Raw genomic sequence first — 21,341 nt, 5'->3', positions numbered from 1 at the left:
CTGCTTATTTAGTCTGATTTTGCTTTTTAAATCTAGTAAGAATGGTCAAAAACAAAGACATTTTTATACCTATATAGAATATATAATATTATAGATGTAATGCGGAAACTTATACTAAAAATCAAACCAAAAGAATGAATACTAACTCAGGACTCTGAATGCAGCCCTGTGACAAAGCAATATGAGCAATAATACAACTATAATTTTAAAAAATCAAACAAAGTATTTTTTTTGTAAAAAAGACAGACTAAGCCTTTAAATTTACTATGATTTTAGGTTAAAAACTTAAATTATAGGGCATCAACATAAATAGTATGATTGAGTTACATCGTATAAGAACAGACAAAAAAGCAATAATAGATGGCTTGCATAAGCGAGGTTTATCTAATGCAGAAGGGCTTATTCAAGCCATATACAACCTGGACATAGAAAAACGGGCTATACAACTTCAATTAGACAACTTATCCGCTACACTGAATAAACTAAATCAGGAAATAGCAGACGTGTTGCGCAAAAAGGATCCAGCAGCTACTTTAGAAGCTAAAAAGGAAGAAAGCAACCAATTAAAAAAAAAGATTAAGCAATTGGCAGAAAAATTTAAAGCACATGGATCAGATCTGTTGGCGCAGCTTTATACGCTTCCAAACTTGCCCCATGAAAGCGTACCAGCGGGGAGCCATGCTGATGATAATGTTATTATCTATCAAACACCACGAATGGTTGTAAAAGGGGGTTCGGCCCACTGGGATTTAGTTAAAAAATATGACTTAGTCGACTTTGAGTTAGGCAATAAAATTACCGGAGCTGGTTTCCCAGTATATAAGGGAAAAGGTGCTAAGCTACAACGTGCTTTAATAAACTTTTTTTTGGATCAAGCATTAAAAGCAGGCTATACCGAAATTCAACCTCCTATTTTGGTAAATGAAGCATCTGCGTATGCAACGGGTCAGCTGCCTGACAAAGAAGGTCAGATGTATCAAATTGCATCAACGCCATTCTATCTAATACCTACTGCAGAAGTCTCGATCACCAACATCTATCGTGATGCGATTATAGCAGAAAGTGCTCTACCAGTTAAACATGTAGGTTATACACCTTGCTTTAGAAGAGAAGCAGGCTCTTGGGGAGCTGATGTACGTGGACTAAATAGGCTGCATCAATTTGATAAGGTAGAATTGGTTCAGATTGCTCATCCGGACTATTCTTATGCAAAGTTAGAAGAAATGTTAACCTATGTACAAGGATTGGTGGAACAACTAGCGCTACCTTACCGTGTTCTAAAGCTTTGTGATGGAGATTTAGGGTTTTGTGCTGCTATGACCTATGACATAGAGGTATATGCTATAGCTCAAGATAAATGGCTAGAAGTGAGCTCAATCAGCAATTTTGAGACCTTCCAATCCAATAGGTTGTCCTTAAGATATAAGGACAAAACAAAAAAAACTTGTCTTTTACATACTTTAAATGGAAGTGGGCTGGCTCTTCCACGTGTACTAGCTGCATTATTAGAATTGAATCAAACCCCAGAAGGGATCCATATTCCAAAGGTCTTACAACCTTATACAGGATTTGATATAATTGACTAAATTTTTCTTACTACAACTTTTTTAAAGGGCCTTTTGCGCTTCTCAAAATGTAGTATGAACATGGCTGTTAACTACCTATGGGAATTTTTTTGGAAGCGCTTTAAGAGGATTGTGTAATCTAAAACCTTAATGGACCTATGATAGGCCTCTTTTTTATCATATACCCAGATTAGCATAACCAAAAATTAATATGTCGTTTATCTAAATCGCAATTTTTGACTTTTACCTTTACGATATCTCCTAATCGGTAACATTTTTTAGACAATTTTCCAACTACTTGAAAGTGCTTCTCCTCAAAAGCATAGACATCATCGGTAAGGTCTGATAGACGCACCATCCCTTCACAACCATTTGATAAGATTTCTATATATATATTCCATTCGGTTATGCCACTGATGATTCCCTCAAATATTTGTTCCTTTAGATTTTGTATAAATTCTACTTGTTTGTATTTGATAGAGGCCCTTTCTGCATTTGCAGCGAGGTATTCTTTTTCTACAGCATATTGGCATTTTTTTTCATAGGATGCTACATCATAGATGTGTGCACCTTTTAAATATTGCTTCAAAAAACGGTGTACCAATAGATCTGGGTACCTTCTGATCGGAGAAGTAAAATGGGTATAATGTGCAAAGGCCAATGCAAAATGTGGATCAGGTTTTGTAGTGTAAAGGGCTTTGGCCATAGATCGGATGGCCATCGATTGGATAATGGGTGCTTCTTTTTTGCCTTGAATAGACTTTTCTAGATCATGCATGGCTTTATATATAGATGTTTTGGATCCATTTATTTTATATCCTAGCTGGTTCACAAATAGAAAAAATTCATTTAACTTGTCCGGGTCTGGATGGCCATGCGTTCTATATATAAAAGTAGGCCCTAATTTTTCCTGTTTTGATTTTAGGTTTGCTGCATAGGTAGCTACTTCCTGATTGGCCAGTAGCATAAACTCCTCAACAAGTTTGTGGGCATCTGTGCGGCACTTTGACGTCACTTTAAGTGGCTTACCATTGGTATCCAAATCAAATACCAACGACCGGGTCTCAAAATTAATCGCTCCTTTCTGCGAGCGCTTTGCATGAAGCTGTTTGGCTAAGTGATTCAATACCGTAAGCGCTTGGTAAAAATCACCTCTTTGACAATCTATGGTCATTTGGGCTTCTTCATAAGAAAACCTTTTATCGGAATAAATAATGGTTTCTCCCAACCATTTATCATAAACTTTTCCTTGTGCATCCAATTCAAAAATAGCTGAAAAGGTTAATTTAGTTTCCTTTGGACGCAAGGAGCATAACCCATTAGAAAGTATTTCCGGTAACATCGGAATACAACGATGTACTAAATATACAGAGGTATTGCGTGCATATGCTTCTTTATCCAGCAAGCTATCTGGTATAACGTAATGACTTACATCTGCAATATGAATACCTACTTGATGGTGGCCATTGGGCAAAGGCTGATAAGAGAGGGCATCATCAAAATCTTTAGCATCTACTGGATCTATGGTAAAAGTAGGTATAGCGCGAAAATCTTTTCTTGTGGTTATTTCTTTTTCGGTAATAACTGTAGGTATATTTTTAATGCTTTCAACTACATGGTCAGGGAAGGTCTCTTTTAAGCCAAACTCAGCCATAATTGCATGCATCTCTACTTCATGTAGGACAGCTTGGCCAAGATGCTGCACCACGGTACCTGTTAATTGCTTATGCGTATTGGGAAAAGAAGTTAATGCAATGACTACCTTGTCATTTTCTTGTAGGATGTCGTTATGTTTTCCCTCTAATGGAACAGTATATGTAGTGCGTTTTTGTTCAAAAATGGCTTGAGGTTGCTTTCCAAAAAGGGTAATGCGCCCAATGATGGGTGCAGTATTGCGCTCAATAATTTCTACTACCACACCCTCTGGTCGTTTACGGCGTTTTCCTGGAAACAAGCAAACTTTAACTAAGTCTTTATCTAGTGCATATAGTAAATTTTTTTGATGCACTAATATATCTATAGATTGATCAGGTACGATAATATAAGCATATTCCTTACGGACATAATCTACTCGACCTATTACATAAATAGGCGCACTGGCATATGCATAACGCCCTCTCTTTAGCTTTTTAATTTTACCTTGTTGCACAAGATTTAATAACGCTTTTTTTAATTTGGTTTTATCTGATTTTGAATTGATCTGTAATATTATACAGAGTTGTTGTATGGTATATGGGTGATGTAGATCTTCTTGTAAGGTCTTACAAATAATCGTAGTATAATTTTGCACTGCTTTTGTCTTATAAAAATCAATATTTTATCTTACAGATACGTATAGAGCAAGGATTCCATCTGTCATTTCAGTTTAATGTGTCAGTTGTATCTTTAAGGTACAAGATATGATTATTTTTTTCAATTGTTTTTATTATAAGATATGTCGCATGTGCAAGGATGAAATCTAAGAAAATAAATAATAGTTGCGATAGACTTTTTGAACGGCTCTGTCGAATTTGTTTCAAAGAAAGGCCTAAATTAGTGTTTTCGTTTAAAACTTAGCCAAGATGTTTGGCATTATAAAAAATTATTGCGATATTTTAGAGGATTTTGTGGTTCAGCAGAGGTAATTTTATTATTTGTGTACATCCAATGTCGTTTTTCTTTAAGGTATAGAGGCTTGGAACTGGCTAAACTTATGGCGCCATAATACGTAAATTTTAAGACAACGGACAGGAGATTAGGCAAAATAAATGTAGATGCGGGAGAACCATTTTAAGTATTTACACAATCTTTTAGAAAGACCCTTTTTATGTCATTTGAAACACCTTTACTCCTAATAGCATTTTTTTTATTGGTTACCCTAGTCATAGGACTATCTTCTATTAAAATACGTATGACGTTTCAAGAATATGCTATAGGGAAAAAAGCATTTTCTACCACTACATTGGTCATTACCTTACTCGCTTCTTATTATGGGGGAGGGATTCTCATCCTAAACGTCACTACATTTTCTTCTAGTAACTTTTTCTGGATAATTTGGAAATTTCTTATAAATGGGCTTCTCTTATTGACCATTAGTTGGTTAGCAGGGTATATGGGTAAGTTTATGTATCATATGTCTATGCCAGAAACAATGGGGCGGATGTATGGAAAATATACACGAATGATTACTGCTTTACTTAGCATCCCTTATCTGATTACTTTTGTTACCATACAAATTAAAGTCATGTCTCAGGCTATAAACATGTGTATTGCTTCGAATTCATATATAGTTACTATAGTTGCTACTACCATTCTTTGTCTATATACAATGTTTGGTGGTATTCATTCAGTTACTATTACCGATGTATGGCAGTTTATAGTTTTTTTTAGCATCATACTTATACTAACGTGGCTCACCTTTAAGCATCTAAATCAACCAATGGTTGAAACCATTTCTTTTTTGAAAATGCAAAAAAAATTTGAATTAAGTATCTCTAATATATTTTTCCCATTTCAAAATAAGTTATTACCTATTCTTTACTATCTATCCGTTATAGCTAATATAGAACCTTCTATTATGCAGGTGGTTTATATGTCTGCTAGCCCTTCCCAAGCCAAAATCGTATTTAGATATGCTGCTTTTGTTTCCTGTATTATTATGGCCTGCATATTATTAATAGGTTTATTTGTGTTTATAAAGATGTCAGATTTACCTAGTATATCGGTTTGGGACTATATTCTAACGACCACCTCTCCCAATATTAGGGCACTGATTTGTGTTTGTTTGTTGGCTATGGCTATGTCCACGGCGGACTCTAAGCTACATACTTCTGCTATTTTGATTGTTTATGATCTATTTGGTAGTATAGTTCGTACCAAAATGGATTCTGTCAAACAGATTTTACTGACGCGCATGACTATCGTGGTAGTATCTATATTTGCTATGCTATTATCGTTCCATGAGCAATTTTTTCCCAATTTGCTTAGTTTGCTTGTTTCAACTACTTGTATATATGCGGTTATAGTAATGGCTCCTTTTATTTTAGCTGTCTTAGGGTTCCGTATTGCGACTCCTATTGCTTTCATGGGCATGGTTACAGGTATATCTACTCTATATGCTTGGCAAAAATGGGTCAGCCCTATGGTAGGACCAACCAGTGGTACTTTTATTTCTATATTGGCAAATGCTTTATTCATGCTGGTGGGGCACTATATTAGAGCGAAAAAATTAGAGAAAATCGTATATTTTAATAAACATTTGTATAAATATTAATAAAACAAGTAATTTTTATGGTGCTAAAAATTTGCAAAAATCTTATTGATTATTAAAAATTTACTCTAATAGAAAATTATAATAAATTTATGGTATTGTTATAATCAGATAAAAAACGAGTACAACAACTGAAAAAAATATAACAGATCATTCAAACTCCTGATACTTTCTAACTAAGTCTATAATCATGTGCATTAAAATCTATCAGAAATACTATAATCTCGTATTAAGGATTAATATAATTTTATCTTTTACTACAGTTTCTTGTAGTACGGGAAATACTGTTTTTTCTGTCAACAAACCCTTACAGAGTATTAATAAATATTTGTTATCTGGTGGCAAATGTTACGAGGCGATTTCGAAGAATTATCCAGATGTAAACCCTAATCTGTTATCTGGAGGAGAATATAAAGTCTATAAGAAGAATGATCAAGATTTAGAGATTGACCAAAAAGTTACTTCTGACCATTCTATAGAGCATATTAAGGAATTAGAACGTACTAATATGTTAAAATGTATTAAAAATTTGGAAAATTCGCTAAGATTGTATAAATCAGATCAAATCGAAATATTTAATAGCCATAGAAAAGAAGATAAAGAACTATTGAATCAGCTCACTTCTATCATACAACAGATCGTGCATATGGATGAAAAAGCGTACTTCTTAGGTCTATCCATAGGATTGGAAAATCGTTGTGTACCAGCTGTTAGATTACTAATAGAAGAGTTTCCTAAAAAATTATATAGTGACCAGAATTTTTTTGAAATTTTATCCACAACAGCCCGTAATATAAAGGAAGATCTACAAAAGACAGATAATGATTATAATATCTTATTTGATTGGGAGATATTGCCTCTACTGTTAGATAGTGGAAAAATAAATCCATCTGTAAGAGATCTTCAAACCGGTAATAATATACTAGATATATTGATTCATAATAATGATATTAATGGAGCCTATCGGCTAATAAAATCTCTTATATCAAAAGGTTCTATTTTTCTTCTAAAATTACTGCAGGATATAGGTTATACTTTAGAAAATCAGTATAGGTTCTATGATTTAAAAGAAATTCCTCGTAACCTAATCAAATTTCTAGAATTAATAGAAGAAGTTCTACCTGACAAAGAATGCACTTATAATTGTTTGCAAAAATATCCCAACAATAAAGATCCTATAACTTGTAAGTATAAAAGGTGTTATATTATTAAGTTTTTAGAAAAACTAAAGTCACATGAGCAAACGAAAAATAAAGCACAGCATAGAACATTCTAGACATAGAAACATACCTAATTTCTTTGTCAATTTAATTGTTGTAATTACAGCTTATTGGACTAAAAGAGAACAAACCTTCTATATCTAATATATATAACTGGTTTAGAATAACTATAATCTAAAATTGAGGTTAGTAACGTATTCTAGATTTTCTTCCATGTATCTAAAATGGTTGCCATTAGAATTGGATTTAAGTAAAACACAACTAGATGTTTGCCTTAGTAAAATCAAAGTGGGAACAGAAGTAATTAAAAAATTTATCAGAAAAAAGTTGTTTTTTAACATAATTCGTTAAGAATAACTATATTTGTTTTTCTGTGTCCTTAAAAGCTATCATGAAGCCAGCGGTCTCTTTATGACTTATCATGATAATGCATCCAAAATTTTTATTTGTTGTATATGGTTCTAGATAAAAATAAAATTGTTCGATTGTTTTTGATATCAACAGGTTTACTTATTTATTTTTATTTCTTTAACCCTAAATCGGAAATGCAACGCGTTGTATCTCCTGCTACTACAGATCAAACAATAGTTCCATTAAGTAAAACAAATGAAGCCAATCGGCTGGCCTCTACTCCTTTTAGGGTGGCACTTCAGGGAGAAGAAAAGGATATCACAGTTGAAAATGAGTTGCTGAAAGTAGTGCTGAGTACAAAAGGTGGTACCATAAAAAAGGTTGTACTAAAGCAGTATAAGGATAAAAACGGGGAAGCGTTGGTCTTATTGGATGAGCAGAGCAGTCATATGGGCATTTCTTTTCCCTATGAGAATTTAAGTATAAATACCAAAGACTTATATTTTCAAACCCAATCCAGACCTGTTTATAAGCTGAAAGAAGCTGAACAAGCTAAAATAGTTTTTCGGCTGGAGTTAAATGGCGCTCAATACTTGGAGCAATCATTTACCTTTTCTGGAAGGAGCTATCAAATCAACTATGACTGGCATGCTGTTGGCATGGAGCCCTATCTTAATTCAACTACTCAGGCTAATTTCCATTGGAATATGGCTATGAAAAGTTTAGAAACGGATACAAAAGCAGATGCTTCTAGAAGTACCGTGCAGTATTATTTACTGGATGAGACTTTTGATAAGTTAAAAGAATCCTCAACAGAAGTTGAAAAAAAGCATATAGCAGTACCCATCAAATGGATGAGTCTTAAGCAACGTTTTTTCTCATCTGCTATTGTTGCTGATGATTCTTTTAAACTAGGAGACCTGTGTATGGAACCATCGGTATCGTCAAATGTTACGAAGTCTGTTGCTTTATCCCTTGCCTTGTCTGACAAAGATAAAGCGGCAGGTCATGGTCAATTCGTCTTGTTCTTTGGGCCCAATGATTATAAAATTCTGAAAAAGGTTACAAAAGGATTTGAGCAAAATATACCTTTGGGGTGGGCTATTGTCAGATGGGTCAATAAAGGGCTGATTATTCCACTTTTTTATTTTTTGGAAAAATATTTTTCTAATTATGGATTAATCATTTTCTTATTGGTTTTTATCATTAAGTTATTATTAGCCCCTCTTGCTTATAGTTCTTTTATCTCTATGGCTAAAATGAAAGTTCTAAAGCCGGAATTGGATAAGATAAAAGAGAAATACAAATATGATGTACAACAAGAACGAATTCAGCAAGCTGCTTTTTGTAAGGAATTGGGTATTAATCCATTAAGTGGTTGTATACCTGCTCTGCTTCAAATGCCTATTCTGTTGGCTATGTTTAATTTTTTCCCTCATGCCATTGCACTGCGGCAAGCTTCTTTTTGGTGGGTAAATGATTTATCAACTTATGATAGCATTATGACCCTGCCTTTTACCATACCATTCTATGGCAATCATGTAAGTTTGTTTACATTACTAATGGCGTTATCAACCATTTTTAGCAACCAAAGTGGTCCAAAAGAGGGACCTATGAAAGTACTATCTTATACAATGCCTTTTGTTTTTATGATTGTCCTGAATACATTTCCTGCTGGATTAAGTTTTTACTATTGCATCTCTAATCTTATGACCTTTTTACAACAAAGATTTATAAATTACTGGGTGGATACAGATGGTATCAAGGAAAAATTGATGGCTAGACAACAAAACGCAAAACAAGGTGGTGCTAAGCTTTCTTTTCAGTCTAGGGTTGCTTCGGCTATTCAAGCCAATAATAAGAAAAAAAATAGATCGTAATGGTATTGCATCGATCTATGATTTTTTTGTACTATTAAGTACTAGATCGAAGTAATCTTCTAGTATTACCTCTATGATTGCACAACTTATAGGACAATTATTATATAAGGAACCTACTTATGTCATTTTAAATGTAGGGGGAGTAGGCTATGGTTTACATATTTCTTTACATACTTTTGACCAAATAAAAAGCTTAGATAGCTGTACTTTATTGACGGTTATGCAAGTAAAAAACGAAGCTGCTACTTTATATGGGTTTTATACACTAGAAGAAAAATCATGGTGGTTGCAACTTATCTCTGTTGGTAGCATTGGTCCTAAGATTGCCCTGACGATCTTATCTTCTCTCAATCCAGCTGTTTTACATAAAGCTATTTTACGTAAGGATGAACGTTTGCTTACCTCCATTAAAGGGGTTGGCGCAAAAGCTGCGCAACGATTGATACTAGAACTCTCGGATAAAGCGCAAAAGTTGCATGATATGCAAGATATATCGGTACTACAACCGACCGAAAGCAAGATAGATCAAGACGCCATAATGGCTTTAATTAAATTGGGCCTTACCCCAAAAATTGCAGAAAAAGCCATTGCAACGGTGCGGGCAGAGACACTTACCCCGCTTACGCTCGAAGCGCTTATTAAAAAAGCCTTACAGCCACATGCGTTCAAATAAAAAACAACTACATGGATGGCTAGCGGTTATTATTTTTTTATATAGATGCAACAAAATCAAACCAGTTAGGATAGCCCATACCGTTTACCAACCATTAACATATAATCAAATGCTTCTTGGTAGCTGTTTTTAATTTTACCTTCTAATATAGCCTCCTTAACTGCCTGCTTAATAAGGCCTACCTGAGGGGATGGTTTTAATCCAAATGTTTGGATAATAATTTCACCCGTAATAACAGGTTGAAAATTTCTAATTTTATCACGTGCTTCGACCTGCCAGACCCGGTGCTGTACCCTATCAAAGTTGGCCAAATATTGTTGCACTTTAACCTCGTTTTTAGAGGTTATATCAGCTCTACACAACAAAAACAAATCCTCTAAATCATCCCCAACTTCATACAAAAGACGCCGTATAGCTGCATCTGTGACCTCCTTGGCCAAAGCTATAGGACGTAGATGCAATCTAACCAATTTTTGTACATAGCCCAATACTTCTTTAGTGATAGGGAAGCGCATTCTTTTAAAAAGCTTAGGCAACATTTTGGCACCCTGCTCTTCGTGTCCATGAAAAGAAAAACCATGTATGGGATCAAATCTTTTAGTCAATGGTTTGGCGATATCATGCAAAACAGCTGCCCAGCGAAGCCATAATTTACTAGAATGATGGGCTAGATTGTCCAAAACTTCAAGGGTATGAAAAAAATTATCTTTATGAGAATGGCATCCAACTTGTTCTTTCCCTGCAAGGTGGTATAATTCTGGTAGTACAACGGATAATAGATTTGCATCAAATAAAAGTTTAAACCCATAAGAAGGCCGATCGGTCATTATTATTTTATGGAGCTCTTCTGATATACGCTCCTGAGCTACAATACCCAATCGATCCCGAACCGCTTTTATGGCGACCCATGTTTCTGGTACTATGGTAAAATAGAGCTGTGTCGACAAGCGTATGGCACGCATGATTCGCAATGGGTCATCTGAAAAGGTTTGATAGGGATTACAAGGGGTTCTAATCAAACCATGGATCAAATCGCTCTGGCCGTTGAATGGATCTATGAATCGTCCATAATCTTCTTTATTTAAAGAGGCCGCCATTGCATTAATGGTAAAGTCTCGACGCATTTGATCATCAGCGAGTGTTCCTGTTGATACACTTGGATGACGAGAAGTCAGCACATAGGATTCTTTCCTGGCGCTTATAAACTCTAAGGCCCACTCATCCCATTGCAACACAGCGGTACCAAAACGTTTAAAAAACGTAACTGGAACACCTTTGTATTGTGCTACAGCTTGTGCAAGTACCATACTATCTCCTACGCACACAATATCAATATCTTTGGCAATACGGCCTAAAAACAAATCGCGCACAAATCCTCCCACCACATAGGTTTCTAATGAAAGGCTATCAGCAATGGCCCCAATTTGACGTAAGATGGGATGATCCAGCATCCCATCCAAGGAAACGATAGACTTTTTAATTTTTACACTATCCAAGATTTTATCGTTTAAATGATCTCTTTTGTTCTATACCTAGCTAAGCAGCAGAAGAACATGATTGTGGGGGTTCCATAGATACTTCCTCTTTGTTTTCGTAAAAAGTAGCTTTTATAGACTCCACTACTCTTTGTATAACCTCCCTATTATTGAGCTCCGAAATGCCTTTTTTTACGGTAACACCTACTTTATTGCCATGACAGGCACCATATACTTTTATACGTTTAAAATTTGATTTAGTACATCCTTCTGCATGTTGTGTATCAACAGGAAGCAACATATCATGTTCAGAATTTTTCTTACAACCAATCAAACCTGCATAAGTAGCATTGAGTTTATCCAACTCCTCTTTATTAATAGAGGGAAACCGATCAAAAAGACTAGAAAAATCAGTTAAAACACCTGCAATAGCAGTAATGGGCAAATCCATTGTCTGAAGTGCTGTAGAAACCTCACGTATAAAATCACTCTGTGGATCTAATGCCTCGGCGCCTGGACATTTTGATTTGATAAAGTAGGAGACTGCTAGTTGGTACAAACTAGGCCATGCTTGGGCTAATTCGGGCATAAATTTAAAAAAATATTTGATTACGGCTTTAGCATAATTTTTTTCTACTCTATCCAAAGTAGATTCTATTTCATTAAATTTTTCCTGGAACTGTTTGATATTTTTCATATGTTCCATTACGGGTGCACCTTTCCATGGTGTACCTATAGTGATTAAATGATTAATATGGATATCTTCTCCTTTTAAATCAGCCACATGGTTTTTAATCAGGGCAAACCCCCGCAATCCCCCTTGACTATGGCCAACAATTACGATATGCCTACCGGGAAGCTTTGCTTTTATTTCTTCATATACTGATTTAGCTTGGTCTGTTATACAACGTGAGGTAGTAGGCGAGACAAAGGACATTAGTCCGCCTTTGCCAGTAGAATCTTTATTCAGACTTGTTGAAGCCAATATGGTAGCATGTGGAAATTCTTCTTTTAAAACTACCTCCATAGTAGCAAAGTCATAAGAGAGCCTATGCAATCCATGCAATAATACAATAGCTTGTTTTTTCTCTTCTACTTTAGCGATTCTTTTCAATTTATTTATTTTGTTTGGATATAGATTAGGATTATCTGACAAACAAAACGTTTCTGTATCAGTTTTTTTTAGTTTATCGGCTGCTGGAATGGCATCACTTTTCCCTAATGAAGCTTTTGAAGTCAATAGTGTTTGGGTATTTAGTGGAAGTGGTACTTTACCTTTGTCATGCTTGCGTACACAATTTTTACTGCTACAACTAACGGCTAGGGCCAAAGAAACCATCAAACTAGATCGACCAATCGAAACAAGGGCCTTAGAAATCCCTATGATGTAGCACATACTGGTAAATTGCCATAAAAACAGTGGCGAAATAAATGGTTAAACGATTTCCTGAATAATTAAATATAGCATTTTTGATCTGTTTTAAAAAAGATGGACCCGATTAGGATGGTACAGGCAATTCCTTGCTTGGCCTTTATCTAACTATTTATTAAATTGCTTCACCCATTTATCAACGCACAAATGTAATCCCTATGAAAAGTTTAAACTATGAAAGCACACCTGCTTAGATTCTAGGTAATATAAAAGTAAAATGGCCATCACAATCAAACCTGTTATAGAAGCATCCTATCTTTCTGGACTTAATGAGATGCAAAAAAAAGCAGTTACCCATACCGAAGGTCCCTCTATTGTGGTAGCAGGTGCTGGCTCTGGTAAAACCAAGGTATTAACCGCCAGAATAGCCCATCTCCTTAAACAAAACAAAGCAGCAGCTGATGAAATTCTTGCTTTAACCTTTACGAACAAAGCGGCTGCTGAAATGCGTGACCGCATCACCCAGGTAGTGGGCAATGGAACTAAAGCAATATGGCTAGGAACTTTTCATAGTGTATTTATGAAACTATTGCGATATGAAGCCAATAGTTTGGGATATCCTTCCAATTTTAGTATTTATGATACAGACGACAGTAAGTCACTTATCAAACAAATTATTAAAGGAATAGACCTTGATGAGAAGGTATACAAACCAAGTGTTATACTAGCACGTATCTCCCATGCCAAAAATAGATTGATTGGCCCAAAGGAGTATGCTGCAGACCCAACCTATCAAAAAGAGGATGCCTATATGCGTATGGCTAGATTCAGTGAAATTTTTATAAAATATACCCATTACTGCTTGCAAGCTGGTGCAATGGATTTTGATGATCTATTGGTACAGACCCACAAGTTGCTATATGATTATCCTGCATTAAGTGAAAAGTATCAACAACAATTTCGCTATATATTTATTGATGAGTTTCAAGATACCAACTTGGTTCAATACCGTATTGCTAAAAAACTAGCTGCCTACCACCAGAATATTTGCGTAGTGGGAGATGATGCACAAAGTATTTATGCATTTAGAGGTGCCGATATTCAAAATATCTTGCATTTTACCCATGACTATCCGGATCATCAAATGATCAAGCTGGAACAAAATTACCGCTCTACCCAACATATTGTGGATGCAGCCAACCGTATCATTAGCTACAATGAAAGACAATTAAAGAAAAAGGTTTGGACCTCCAATCCGATGGGTGCCCCCATTCAGGTACTAAGGACACTGTCAGATATGGAAGAAAGTCGGTTGATCGCAGATAATATTTTAGCAGAAAAATTGAACCACCAACTGCTTTATCGCGATTTTGCTATCTTGTATCGTACCAATAATCAATCCCGAAATTTTGAGGAAGCATTGCGTAAGAAGAATATTCCTTACCGCATCATAGGGGGACTTTCTTTTTACCAACGCAAAGAAATAAAGGATCTTTTAGCCTATTTGCGTTTGGTAGTAAACCATAATGATACGGAAGCTTTTAGAAGGATTATTAACTTCCCTAGAAGGGGAATAGGCACTACTACTATTAATAAAATTTTTTCTATTTCAGCCGAAAAAATGGTCCCCCTCTGGACCGTACTGGGTAATGCAAGTGATTTTTTAAGTGGTACGACTGCAGCGGCTGTAGCCCGTTTTGTAACATTGATTCATACCGCTACCTTAAAGCTAGAAAAAGAAAATGCATATGCTATAGCAGACTATATGGCCAAAGCATCTGGTTTACTTAAGGAACTACATGAAGATAAAACAGTAGAGGGATTAACCCGCTATGAACATATCCAAGAACTGTTAAATAGCATCAAACAGTTTGTAGACCACTCTGACCACCATGATCCAAGCCTAGGCAGTTTTTTACAAGAAGTGTCACTGATTACCAGTGAAGATAAAGAAACTACAAAAGAGGATTCGATTACACTAATGACCATTCATGCTGCTAAAGGGCTAGAATTCAAGTGCGTATATCTGGTAGGCATGGAAGAAGAGCTCTTTCCTTCTTCTATGATGTTGGGCAGCAAAGCAGACTTAGAAGAAGAAAGACGCCTTTTTTACGTAGCTGTTACCCGTGCCCAGCTAAAATTAACCTTATCTTATGCATTAAGCAGATACCGATTTGGTAAATTAGCCAATGTTCAGCCAAGTCGTTTTTTAAAAGAGATGGGTTGGGACAATACAGCAACCAAAGCTATCGCTAAAAGCATAGCGACTGATTCTTCCCGTACTGGTAAGCCTATGGCTACCCAAAAGCAGTCAAACAAAGCGCGCACTATTGGCCCCATATTGGCACCTGCCACACTACGCATTCGGTCTAGTACTGATGCGACTGCTATACAGGTTGGTCATACGGTCCAACATCTTCATTTTGGTGTAGGAAAAGTCTTACAGTTGGTGGAATCTTCAGCCATGCGTAAAGCTGTTATTCTTTTTCATAAATTCGGGGAAAAGACTTTATTGTTAAATTATGCAAAACTAGAAATACTGCCTTCCACCTAAAAAGCCTATTGAATATTATTTATTATAACCCAATAACCCATAATGTACGACTATAATACAACTCGATCGCCTTTAATCCTTAAAGAGTATGGTAGAAACATACAAAAGCTTATGGAGCACATTGCAGCGATTAAGGATAAAACAGTTCGCACGCAAAAGGCCCATAGTATTGTAAATCTGATGGAAGTGGTCAATCCTAAGGCAGGATCCCTTGAAAAACGTTGGGGTGATCTTTTTATTTTATTAGATTACAAGTTAGATATCGACGGCCCCAATCCCAAACCTATTAAACGAGAAAGTAGTCAGCCCCATTATGCCCATATGGCCTTGGTTAAACGAATCAGGTACAAATATTATGGGCGGCATATGGAATCACTCCTGAAAAAGATCATTACCTTGCCCACGCTTAAAGAACAACAGCAAATGGTTATAGCAGTTGGCAAACTTATGCGCCGTTTTAGTAGCACATGGAACAATGATTACATTAGTAATGAAAAAATGATAGAGGATATCAAACGGATGATACCAGATGGTACAACACTTGATGTAGAAATAATACGCACGCTACCAGATGAAGGTGCAAACGGTCAAAAGTTTAGAAGCAAATATCAGGTAAAAACTAGTACGGCTAAAAAGTAGCTGGAGCCCATATTTATAGACTGGTATAAAATTAAAGGAATGGGGAAATTTATTATCCATGGAGGGCGCCAGTTGTCTGGCACCATCAAGCCACAAGGGTCAAAAAATGAAGCACTGCAGGTGATATGTGCCACCTTATTGACTGACCAAGTGGTAACTTTATATAATATTCCCAACATTACAGATGTACAACATGTAATGAAGCTACTGGCCCTACTGGGGGTTAAAATTACGCCATTAGAGGATGGAGGGCATCAGTTTTGTGCGGTGGACCTGGATAAAGAGGTTATCTATACAACAGTATTCCAGCAAACGTACACTAAAGTAAGGGGCTCTATTATGTTACTGGCGCCACTCTTAATCCGTCTTAAAGAAGTAACTATAACAAAACCTGGAGGAGACCGGATTGGACGCAGAGGACTACATGCGCATTTTAAAGGACTTGCACCATTAGGTGTTTCTTTTTACTACGATGGTGCTAAAGCAACTTGGGAAGCCAAATGCGATGCATTGAAGGGTGCTGATGTACTGATGCCAGAAGCATCGGTAACAGGGACCGCGAATTTGATCATGGCTGCCAGCATGGCCAAAGGCAAAACCATTATTTATCCTGCGGCTTGTGAGCCCCATATACAGCAACTTTGCCATATGCTGGTAGCCATGGGTGGGCGCATTACAGGTATTGGCTCTAATTTATTAACGATAGAGGGGGTACCAGCACTCAAAGGGACTGCCCATACCATTTTACCAGATCTATTGGAAATTGGGAGCTTTATTGGATTGGCTGCAGTTACCCAATCCGCACTAACCATTACAGATGTGCCCATTAAGCTTTTTGCACCGGTTTGGTATTGTTTTAAACAATTAGGCATTGTAATAGAAAAGCAGGATAATAGATTGCATATTCCGGTGCAACCCTGCCATGCTATTAAAACAGAAATGGATGGGAACTTAGTAACCCTCTATGATGCCATTTGGCCAGGTATACCTGCTGATTTAATCAGTATTGCGGTTGTAGCTGCAGTACACGCACAAGGTCATATCTTAATCCACCAAAAAATGTTTGAAAGCAGGCTGTTTTTTGTAGATCACTTGATTGAAATGGGTGCACGGCTAGTTTTATGCGATCCACATAGGGTCCATATAGTAGGCTTAGGCCCTGACCATAGGCTGCAGGGTACCCATATGAGTTCAAGTGATATTAGAGCTGGCATTGCTTTATTAATTGCGGCACTAGCTGCAGAAGGCACAAGCACGATTGAAAATATTGGCCAAATTGATCGAGGATATGAATACATTGACCAACGCCTCAATAGCTTAGGCGCATCAATTGAAAGGGTTTAATAGATAAAAAATCTGGTTCTGTCGCGTTTGTAAAATATGTCAACAAGATCTTCAAAAATGCTCATTCCTTCAGCCATTTTAAGCCCCTGCAACAAACCGATGACTAACTGTTTTTAGCTGCTTCTAGTTTATGGAGTTGTTGATCAATATTGCCAGCTGCGCGGTACCACATAATAGTGGTGATCAACAAAAAAACCAATAATATACCTGAAAGGGGTTGCATGCTGCTGGTATGTAGCAATTCCAGTAATCCAATTTGAATCCAAGAAGAACCTGCTTTTCCTAGGCGAGACCCCAATAGATCTACAGCTGCTTTTCCTTTAATTTTTGCCTCTGGATCAAGTGGAATATAAGCCATCTGGGTTGTTTTATCAAAAAACGCATACTTGATAGATTTTGCCATTATATTATGAATGCCACCAAAGACCACAATGTATAAAACCAGCTTAGACCCCATCCAATTCGTTAAACAAGGTGCATGATTTTTACTATAACTCATTAAAAAAAAGAGAGAGCCCATTATCCCAATCATTACAGGTGCAATCTGTGCAGTTCTTTTCCACCCAAATTTTCTCAAAATACCCCCACTAAAAAAAAGAGAGAGCAGCAGCGCAACGATCCCGGTCCAAAAATTTAGTTTTGATATAAAAGTTTGATAATCTACCGCCTTTGGGAAGGCTTCTTTCAGATAGGATTTCCAGGTTCCTTCTACTATATTAATAGATAGTCCACAGGCAACCACTATAATGGCTACATTACCTAAATAGGGCGAAACAGCCACATGTTTCAGACTCTTCCAGAGCGATAAACGTAATTTTTGATCAGGCGCATTACGGCTTACATTTATAAGATTTGGTTTCACCATACGATTGGTAAACCAGTAGGTCAATAAAATGGCTGCGCAACCATAAGCTACATACTTTATTAAGGCTTGTACCGTGTATACAAAGTCACTATGACTATATTTTTTAGTATAGGCTAAGACCAATGGCCCAGTAATAATCAGTGCAACATCTCCTGCAGCAATTAAAATAGCATAGAAACGTTTCGCATCTTGGATTTTACAAACATGGTTTACAAAACTCCAATAGAGTAGCATAAGTGCCACTTGTCCCCAAAGTTCAGCAACTACAAAAAACAATACGTGGATCCAATGGCGGAATGCAGTAATCCAATGCAAATATTTACCACCTGTATACCTACTGAACCAATCCGCCATACCATACGGACTTACTTTGTTTGCATGGGGATACAGGACAAAACCATATAAAAGAATCAGCCCTAAGAAAAAAAGAATCGTACTATAAAAAAGGGTAGATTGCTTTAAGCAATTGTTTAATTTTGTATACAATAAAACGACCCCTATAAAAATAGGAAAAATAATAGATCCTTTTATAATGGGAATAACCTCCGCAGCAGAGGAGTCGGCCGTCACCAAAACAGTATCTTTAAGTGCAGCTAAAATGCAATAGACAAAAGAAATAAGAAATTTTAAAAAAAGAAGGAGAAAAACCTTCTGCTTTTCTCCTTTTCGGATGGGAAAAATAATTTGCAACCATTTTTTTAACCACAGTAAAGAGATAAGATGCACCATAGTGGCTGGCTATATAAAATTTTTATTTTCTAGCCGAATTTAGTAAAAAATTATATATATTCCTTACTGCTGCGAGCTAGCGCAACTTTTACTAGAAAATAGATTAGTCTAATATTGGGTTTTTGCATAATGTTGAAGCTGTCCTGGCTTTATCCCAACTGATTAAAACAAATACATTCACTCTATACTTACATTTTTATGCGTATTATTTCATATTTATCCTTTTTATTTTGTTTACCACCTTGTGCCATAGCTATTGAAGGATCTTCTTCCATGGCTACCCAATTGGCGGATCATTATTTAAAATCATTTGTGGAATCCGTAAACCCTTTGCCAAAAATGGATCCATCTAAGCAAACAAAAAGATTGGATACAACTATTACCGAAATACATCTTTCACCAAAAACAGAGCGGGAGGTAGTATTCAATAAAATTTTTGCCCAAAGTAGTTATTATCAAACGCGCTTCCAACAGAGCCTATTCAACCCATATGGTTGGCATGATTTACATCTTTTTTATGGGACCACTACTGCACCGGGCTACCATTTTTTATCCCGCATCAATAGAACCCTTACGGTCTTAGGAGAAGGGGCACTGGCTTCACTAATAGGTGCACCTATTGCGGATCTGGAAGCCCTTACAAAACGGCAGGAGTTTATAGGTTTGTTGTGCGAAGACAGACCACTCTACAATGGTTTAAAAAGTGCGTTGCAAGATTACCAGCCATCTGAAAAAGCGATGCTTTCTTTTTGGACTGAAACAGATCCGCTGTATGCGAAAGAATATGACAAATATTTGACCAGGCTCTTTTATACCGGTTCTGCTGCTTCCAATAAATCGGCTACGACATTGCAAACCAAAAAAATATGGCTCCGAGATATTTGGAATATTTATAGTAATTATACTTGGTATCCTCTAATAGGGCTGCCTATTGCAGGAATAGTCTATCAATTTATATCTCCTGATACCCATAAAGATGCATTCTCAATGCTGTACCTAAACTGGCTACCTGCATATAATATATACCATACCCACGAAGGAATTAAAGAACTTAAACAAGCAGGTGGTAATACTCATGGTCTTGATGCTGTACTTTATGTTCCGCCTATACTATATACCATACATTCGTTCTATCAATATTACAAAGGGTACCGCAACTACAAAGAATATGCAGGCGTGTTGCACCATCTTGCTTTGCGTATGGCAGATGTGCAGAACTTTTTGATAACGGCTAAAAAGGTCCAGAAATTGGTAGCGCAAAATCCTGCTTTCGCGGCACACTATGGCCTACAACTTGAACCCATCAACAGGCTATTGGCCCGTTTGAACGAGTCCTCTGAAGTAGGGAATCTATTGCGTTATCTAGAGGAGTTGCCCCTCCGTTCTTGGTCCTATATCTGGAATCATGCTGGGAAGCTATTGGCCAGTTACAAGCTTTTTCTAGCCCATAAAGCTGTTTTCCATGATGCCATGTATGCCTTAGGGGAATTAGATGCTTTTCTCTCTATCGCAACCCTTATGGAAGAAACAGCTGCGCTAAATGGGCCACATCGCTATACATTTACCAAATTGTTATCACCTAAAGGATATAGAAAACCTCGATTGGCACTGGTTGAAATGTGGAACCCTATGCTTACCCCTACGACAGCGGTTGGCAATGATCTAACCATGGATGAGGCAAGTAAAACACGCAATGTTATTCTAACTGGTCCCAATGCAGGCGGTAAATCCACCTTTTTAACGGGTGTGGCTACAGCGGTTGTGTTAAGCCAAACCTTTGGTATTGCTCCCGCTAAATCCTGTGAACTAACTCCATTTAGTAAAATAAATACCTATATAGAGATTGCAGATGACATTGCTGCGGGTAAATCACTCTTTATGGCAGAAGTGAATCGTTTTCAGTCTCATTTAAAATTATTAAAACAGTTAAAAAAAGCAGAATTTAGTTTTACTATTTTTGATGAACCCTTTAGTGGCACCAATCCAGTAGAGGGTTCGGCAGCAGAATATTCCGTGTTAAATTATATTGCCGAGTATAGCAACGCCTTTAATATAGTAGCCACCCACTATCCAGTCGTAATGCTTTTAGAGCAACGTGAACCTCAAAAAGGGTTTAAAAACTATAAAGTATTTATCAAATCCATAGGCAAAGATGGCAAGATTCACTACACCTATAAGGTAATTCCTGGTGCTTCGAACCAAACCATTGCCATCGATATACTAGCAGCCCAAGGGTATGCAACTGAAATGTTGGAACAAGCAAGAGATATTATCAACCATCCAGAACAGTACCGCAAAAGCTTTGCAAAATAGTATCCCATCACTTTTATAGCAGCATCCTGCACCAGGTTATGTCATTTTGACACAATCTGCTGCAAGTTAATGCATTTGGCATGGAGTTTGTAGTATACCTGCTTAAATGAAA

13 protein-coding genes and 2 pseudogenes are annotated in these 21,341 nt (G+C 36.7%); 11 read left to right on the top strand and 4 right to left on the bottom strand.

The genetic code is table 11. The features are described 5' to 3' along the window. Positions 1–314: 314 nt before the first annotated feature. Positions 315–1,586, top strand: coding sequence for a serine--tRNA ligase (gene serS / locus CHV_RS00965; RefSeq protein ID WP_034576492.1), 1,272 nt, complete (start codon positions 315–317; stop codon positions 1,584–1,586). Between the two features lie 169 nt (positions 1,587–1,755). Here serS and rnr read toward each other — a convergent pair whose 3' ends face one another. Next, the gene (gene rnr, locus CHV_RS00960) at positions 1,756–3,855 is read right to left on the bottom strand and encodes a ribonuclease R (protein WP_051602117.1); all 2,100 of its coding nucleotides are present in this window, start codon (positions 3,853–3,855) and stop codon (positions 1,756–1,758) included. A 294-nt stretch (positions 3,856–4,149) separates the two neighbouring features. On the opposite strand from rnr, the pseudogene CHV_RS05525 reads away from it, so the two are divergent. The 6 genes and pseudogenes from CHV_RS05525 to ruvA form a co-directional block, all read left to right on the top strand. Then, a pseudogene (locus CHV_RS05525) lies at positions 4,150–4,245 on the top strand (IS6 family transposase); the annotation flags it as partial. A 126-nt stretch (positions 4,246–4,371) separates the two neighbouring features. Beyond that, positions 4,372–5,817 (top strand): sodium:solute symporter family protein, encoded by a 1,446-nt coding sequence (locus tag CHV_RS00955; protein ID WP_034576491.1) that lies wholly within the window; start codon positions 4,372–4,374, stop codon positions 5,815–5,817. Positions 5,818–6,142: 325 nt separating this feature from the next. Beyond that, entirely contained in the window at positions 6,143–7,090 is a 948-nt protein-coding gene (locus CHV_RS05690) for a hypothetical protein (protein WP_165393803.1), read from the top strand. Then, a pseudogene (locus tag CHV_RS05825) lies at positions 7,077–7,212 on the top strand (IS982 family transposase); the annotation flags it as partial. The gene CHV_RS05690 and the pseudogene CHV_RS05825, both read left to right, overlap by 14 nt. 277 nt (positions 7,213–7,489) lie before the next feature. Further along, positions 7,490–9,265: a membrane protein insertase YidC gene (yidC, locus tag CHV_RS00945; RefSeq protein WP_034576488.1), complete on the top strand. Its 1,776-nt coding sequence runs from the start codon at positions 7,490–7,492 to the stop codon at positions 9,263–9,265. Positions 9,266–9,338: 73 nt separating this feature from the next. Continuing rightward, positions 9,339–9,938 carry a Holliday junction branch migration protein RuvA gene (ruvA, locus tag CHV_RS00940; RefSeq protein WP_034576485.1) on the top strand — a complete coding sequence of 200 codons (600 nt, stop codon included), beginning with the start codon at positions 9,339–9,341 and terminating at the stop codon, positions 9,936–9,938. Positions 9,939–10,003: 65 nt separating this feature from the next. Here ruvA and CHV_RS00935 read toward each other — a convergent pair whose 3' ends face one another. Both CHV_RS00935 and CHV_RS00930 read right to left on the bottom strand, forming a co-directional pair. Further along, positions 10,004–11,389: a CCA tRNA nucleotidyltransferase gene (locus CHV_RS00935; RefSeq protein WP_034577035.1), complete on the bottom strand. Its 1,386-nt coding sequence runs from the start codon at positions 11,387–11,389 to the stop codon at positions 10,004–10,006. A gap of 85 nt (positions 11,390–11,474) precedes the next feature. Continuing rightward, positions 11,475–12,809: an esterase/lipase family protein gene (locus CHV_RS00930; RefSeq protein WP_034576483.1), complete on the bottom strand. Its 1,335-nt coding sequence runs from the start codon at positions 12,807–12,809 to the stop codon at positions 11,475–11,477. A 253-nt stretch (positions 12,810–13,062) separates the two neighbouring features. Here CHV_RS00930 and CHV_RS00925 point away from each other — a divergent pair, with 253 nt between their 5' ends. Genes CHV_RS00925 through murA form a run of 3 tightly spaced genes read left to right on the top strand, consistent with a single transcriptional unit; the run spans position 13,063 to position 17,322 of the window. Continuing rightward, positions 13,063–15,339, top strand: a complete 2,277-nt coding sequence (locus CHV_RS00925; protein WP_051602116.1) for an ATP-dependent helicase — start codon at positions 13,063–13,065, stop codon at positions 15,337–15,339. Between the two features lie 42 nt (positions 15,340–15,381). Continuing rightward, a complete protein-coding gene (locus CHV_RS00920; protein ID WP_034576480.1) occupies positions 15,382–15,978 on the top strand; it encodes a DUF4290 domain-containing protein in 597 nt (198 codons plus the stop codon). Between the two features lie 39 nt (positions 15,979–16,017). Next, positions 16,018–17,322: a UDP-N-acetylglucosamine 1-carboxyvinyltransferase gene (murA, locus tag CHV_RS00915; RefSeq protein WP_034576478.1), complete on the top strand. Its 1,305-nt coding sequence runs from the start codon at positions 16,018–16,020 to the stop codon at positions 17,320–17,322. A 103-nt stretch (positions 17,323–17,425) separates the two neighbouring features. Here murA and CHV_RS00910 read toward each other — a convergent pair whose 3' ends face one another. After that, positions 17,426–18,916: an Npt1/Npt2 family nucleotide transporter gene (locus tag CHV_RS00910; protein WP_051602115.1), complete on the bottom strand. Its 1,491-nt coding sequence runs from the start codon at positions 18,914–18,916 to the stop codon at positions 17,426–17,428. A 312-nt stretch (positions 18,917–19,228) separates the two neighbouring features. Between CHV_RS00910 and CHV_RS00905 the strand changes: the two genes are divergently transcribed. Further along, on the top strand, positions 19,229–21,229 hold the full coding sequence (locus tag CHV_RS00905; protein ID WP_191321617.1) for a MutS-related protein: 2,001 nt from the start codon (positions 19,229–19,231) through the stop codon (positions 21,227–21,229). The last annotated feature ends 112 nt before the right edge of the window (positions 21,230–21,341 follow it).

This window comes from Cardinium endosymbiont cBtQ1 of Bemisia tabaci (assembly GCF_000689375.1).
In the GTDB taxonomy this organism is placed as follows: domain Bacteria; phylum Bacteroidota; class Bacteroidia; order Cytophagales; family Amoebophilaceae; genus Cardinium.
This window is presented reverse-complemented; position numbering and strand designations above follow the sequence as displayed.